The following is a 3757-nucleotide window of genomic DNA, read 5'->3' as shown; positions in this document are numbered from 1 at the left end:
CCTTCGGGCGGACCGGGGCCGGGGCGCGTTCGCGTCGGCGCGGATCCCACGCGCGGGTGTCACCCCCGCGTCGTAGGGTGGGAACCCCCGGCCCGTTCGACGTGTCGGGTCCTTCGCGTTGCCCCCGCGGGAACTCACCGCACCTCACCGGACGGAAAGCCGCTTCATGAGCCTGCACGGACTGCTCGACGCCGTCACCCGGGACCCCGCACTCGCCGAGGCGGTCACCGCGGCCGGGGACGGCAACCGCATGCACGTGGACCTCGTCGGACCGGCCGCCGCGCGGCCCCTGGCCATTGCCGCGCTGGCCACCCGTACCGACCGGACGGTGCTCGCGGTCACGGCCACCGGCCGGGAGGCCGAGGACCTGGCCGCCGCGCTGCGCTCGATGATGCCCCCGGGCCGCGAGGACGAGGTGGCGGAGTTCCCGTCCTGGGAGACGCTGCCGCACGAGCGGCTCTCCCCGCGCAGCGACACCGTCGGCCGCCGGATCGCCGTGCTGCGCCGGCTCGCGCACCCCAGCAAGGACGACCCGGCGGCCGGTCCCGTCTCCGTCGTGGTCGCGCCGATCCGCTCGGTGCTCCAGCCTCAGGTCAAGGGGCTCGGGGACCTCGTACCGGTGAGCCTGCGGCAGGGCGAGAGCGTCGACCTGGGCGAGGTCACCTCGGCGCTCGCGGCCGCCGCGTACGCACGCGTGGAGCTGGTGGAGAAGCGCGGGGAGTTCGCCGTGCGCGGCGGCATCCTCGACGTGTTCCCGCCCACCGAGGAACACCCGCTGCGCGTGGAGTTCTGGGGCGACGAGGTCGAGGAGATCCGCTACTTCAAGGTCGCCGACCAGCGGTCCCTGGAGATCGCCGAGCACGGCCTGTGGGCCCCGCCCTGCCGGGAACTGCTGCTGACGGACGAGGTCCGCGAGCGCGCCGCGGCCCTCGCCGAGCTCCACCCCGAGCTCGGCGAACTGCTCCACAAGATCGCCGAGGGGATCGCGGTGGAGGGCATGGAATCCCTCGCCCCGGTCCTGGTCGACGACATGGAACTGCTGATCGACGTACTGCCCGCCGGGTCGATGGCCGTCGTGTGCGACCCGGAGCGGGTGCGCACCCGGGCCTCCGACCTGGTGGCGACCTCGCAGGAGTTCCTGATGGCCTCCTGGGCGGCCACCGCCGGCGGCGGCGAGGCCCCCATCGACGTCGGCGCGGCCTCGCTGCGGGGCATCGCCGACGTACGCGAGCACGCGCGCGAGCTCGGCATGATGTGGTGGTCCGTGTCCCCCTTCGCGGCCGACGACGAGCGCCCCGGCGGCGACACCCTCAAGCTCGGCATGCACGCCCCCGAGGCCTACCGCGGCGACACCGCCCGCGCGCTCGCCGACACCAAGGCCTGGATCGCCGACGGCTGGCACACCGTCTACCTCACCGAGGGCCACGGCCCGGCCGCCCGCACCGTCGAGGTGCTCGGCGGGGAAGGCATCCCGGCCCGCCTGGAGGCCGACCTCGCCTCCCTGGAACCCTCCCTGGTGCACGTCTCGTGCGGCTCCCTCGACAACGGCTTCGTCGACCCGGCCCTCAAGCTCGCCGTCCTGACCGAGACCGACCTGACCGGCCAGCGCACCGCCACCAAGGACCTCGGCCGGATGCCCACCCGGCGCCGCAAGACGATCGACCCCCTCACCCTGGAGGTCGGCGACTACATCGTCCACGAGCAGCACGGCGTCGGCCGCTACGTGGAGATGGTCCAGCGCACCGTGCAGGGCGCCACCCGCGAGTACCTGCTCGTCGAGTACGCGCCCGCCAAGCGCGGCCAGCCCGGCGACCGGCTCTACATCCCCACCGACCAGCTGGAGCAGGTCACCAAGTACGTCGGCGGCGAGGCCCCGACCCTGCACCGGCTCGGCGGCGCCGACTGGACCAAGACCAAGGCGCGCGCGAAGAAGGCCGTCAAGGAGATCGCCGCCGACCTGATCAAGCTCTACAGCGCCCGCATGGCGGCCCCCGGCCACACCTTCGGCCCCGACACCCCCTGGCAGCGCGAGCTGGAGGACGCCTTCCCGTACGCGGAGACCCCCGACCAGCTCACCACCATCGCCGAGGTCAAGGAGGACATGGAGAAGTCGGTCCCCATGGACCGTCTGATCTGCGGCGACGTCGGCTACGGCAAGACCGAGATCGCCGTGCGCGCCGCGTTCAAGGCGGTCCAGGACGGCAAGCAGGTCGCCGTCCTCGTACCGACCACACTGCTGGTGCAGCAGCACTTCGGGACGTTCTCCGAGCGGTACGCGCAGTTCCCGGTCAAGGTGAAGGCGCTGTCCCGCTTCCAGAGCGAATCGGAGTCCAAGGCCACGCTGGAGGGTCTGCGCGAGGGCTCCGTGGACATCGTCATCGGCACGCACCGGCTGTTCTCGCAGGAGACCAAGTTCAAGGACCTGGGCCTGGTCATCGTCGACGAGGAGCAGCGGTTCGGCGTCGAGCACAAGGAGCAGCTGAAGAAGCTGCGCGCCAACGTCGACGTGCTGACCATGTCCGCGACGCCGATCCCGCGCACCCTGGAGATGGCGGTGACCGGCATCCGCGAGATGTCCACGATCACCACCCCGCCCGAGGAGCGCCACCCGGTCCTGACCTTCGTCGGCCCCTACGAGGAGAAGCAGATCGGCGCGGCCGTCCGCCGTGAACTCCTGCGCGAGGGCCAGTGCTTCTACATCCACAACCGGGTCGAGTCCATCGACCGGGCGGCCGCCAAGCTGCGCGAGATCGTGCCCGAGGCGCGCATCGCGACGGCGCACGGTCAGATGTCGGAACAGGCCCTGGAACAGGTGGTCGTGGACTTCTGGGAGAAGAAGTTCGACGTGCTGGTCTCCACGACGATCGTCGAGTCCGGCATCGACATCTCCAACGCCAACACCCTCATCGTCGAGCGCGGCGACAACTTCGGCCTCTCCCAGCTCCACCAGCTGCGCGGCCGCGTGGGCCGCGGCCGCGAGCGCGGGTACGCGTACTTCCTCTACCCGCCGGAGAAGCCGCTGACCGAGACCGCGCACGAGCGGCTCGCGACGATCGCCCAGCACACCGAGATGGGCGCCGGCATGTACGTGGCCATGAAGGACCTGGAGATCCGCGGCGCGGGCAACCTGCTCGGCGGCGAGCAGTCCGGCCACATCGCGGGCGTGGGCTTCGACCTGTACATCCGCATGGTCGGCGAGGCCGTGGCCGACTACCGGGCGGCCGTCGAAGGCGGGGTGGAGGAGGAGCCGCCGCTGGAGGTCAAGATCGAGCTGCCGGTGGACGCGCACGTCCCGCACGACTACGCGCCGGGCGAGCGGCTGCGCCTGCAGGCCTACCGGTCGATCGCGGCGGCCAACTCCGAGGAGGACGTCAAGGCCGTGCGCGAGGAGCTCACCGACCGCTACGGCAAGCTGCCGGAGCCGGTGGAGAACCTGCTGCTGGTGGCCGGACTGCGGATGCTCGCCCGCGCCTGCGGGGTCGGCGACATCACCCTTCAGGGGCCCAACATCCGCTTCGGGCCGGTGGAGTTGCGCGAATCGCAGGAGCTGCGGCTGAAGCGGCTCTACCCGGGCTCGGTGCTCAAGCCGGCCACCTCGCAGGTGCTGATCCCGCGTCCCAAGACGGCCAGGGTCGGCGGGAAGCCGCTGGTCGGGCGGGAACTGCTGGGCTGGACCGGGGAGTTCCTCGCGACGATCCTCGGCTCGTAGCCGAACTCGTACCGCTCGCGCAGACGGCGACGGCGGCGGCCCGGGACC

Annotated in this window: 1 protein-coding gene; it reads left to right on the top strand. The window is 72.0% G+C overall.

The features are described 5' to 3' along the window. Positions 1-166 precede the first annotated feature (166 nt). The gene (mfd, locus tag ACWGDE_RS37140; RefSeq protein WP_453393494.1) at positions 167-3709 is read left to right on the top strand and encodes a transcription-repair coupling factor; all 3543 of its coding nucleotides are present in this window, start codon (positions 167-169) and stop codon (positions 3707-3709) included. The last annotated feature ends 48 nt before the right edge of the window (positions 3710-3757 follow it).

The sequence above is a fragment of the Streptomyces sp. NPDC054956 genome (assembly GCF_053609185.1).
Note: the sequence above shows the minus strand (reverse complement) of the source record. Positions and strands in the feature narration are given on the sequence as shown.

Coding starts and splice junctions, on each gene's coding strand:
- mfd (WP_453393494.1), top strand. CDS start 167: ATGAGCCTGCACGGACTGCTCGACGCCGTCACCCGGGACCCCGCACTC.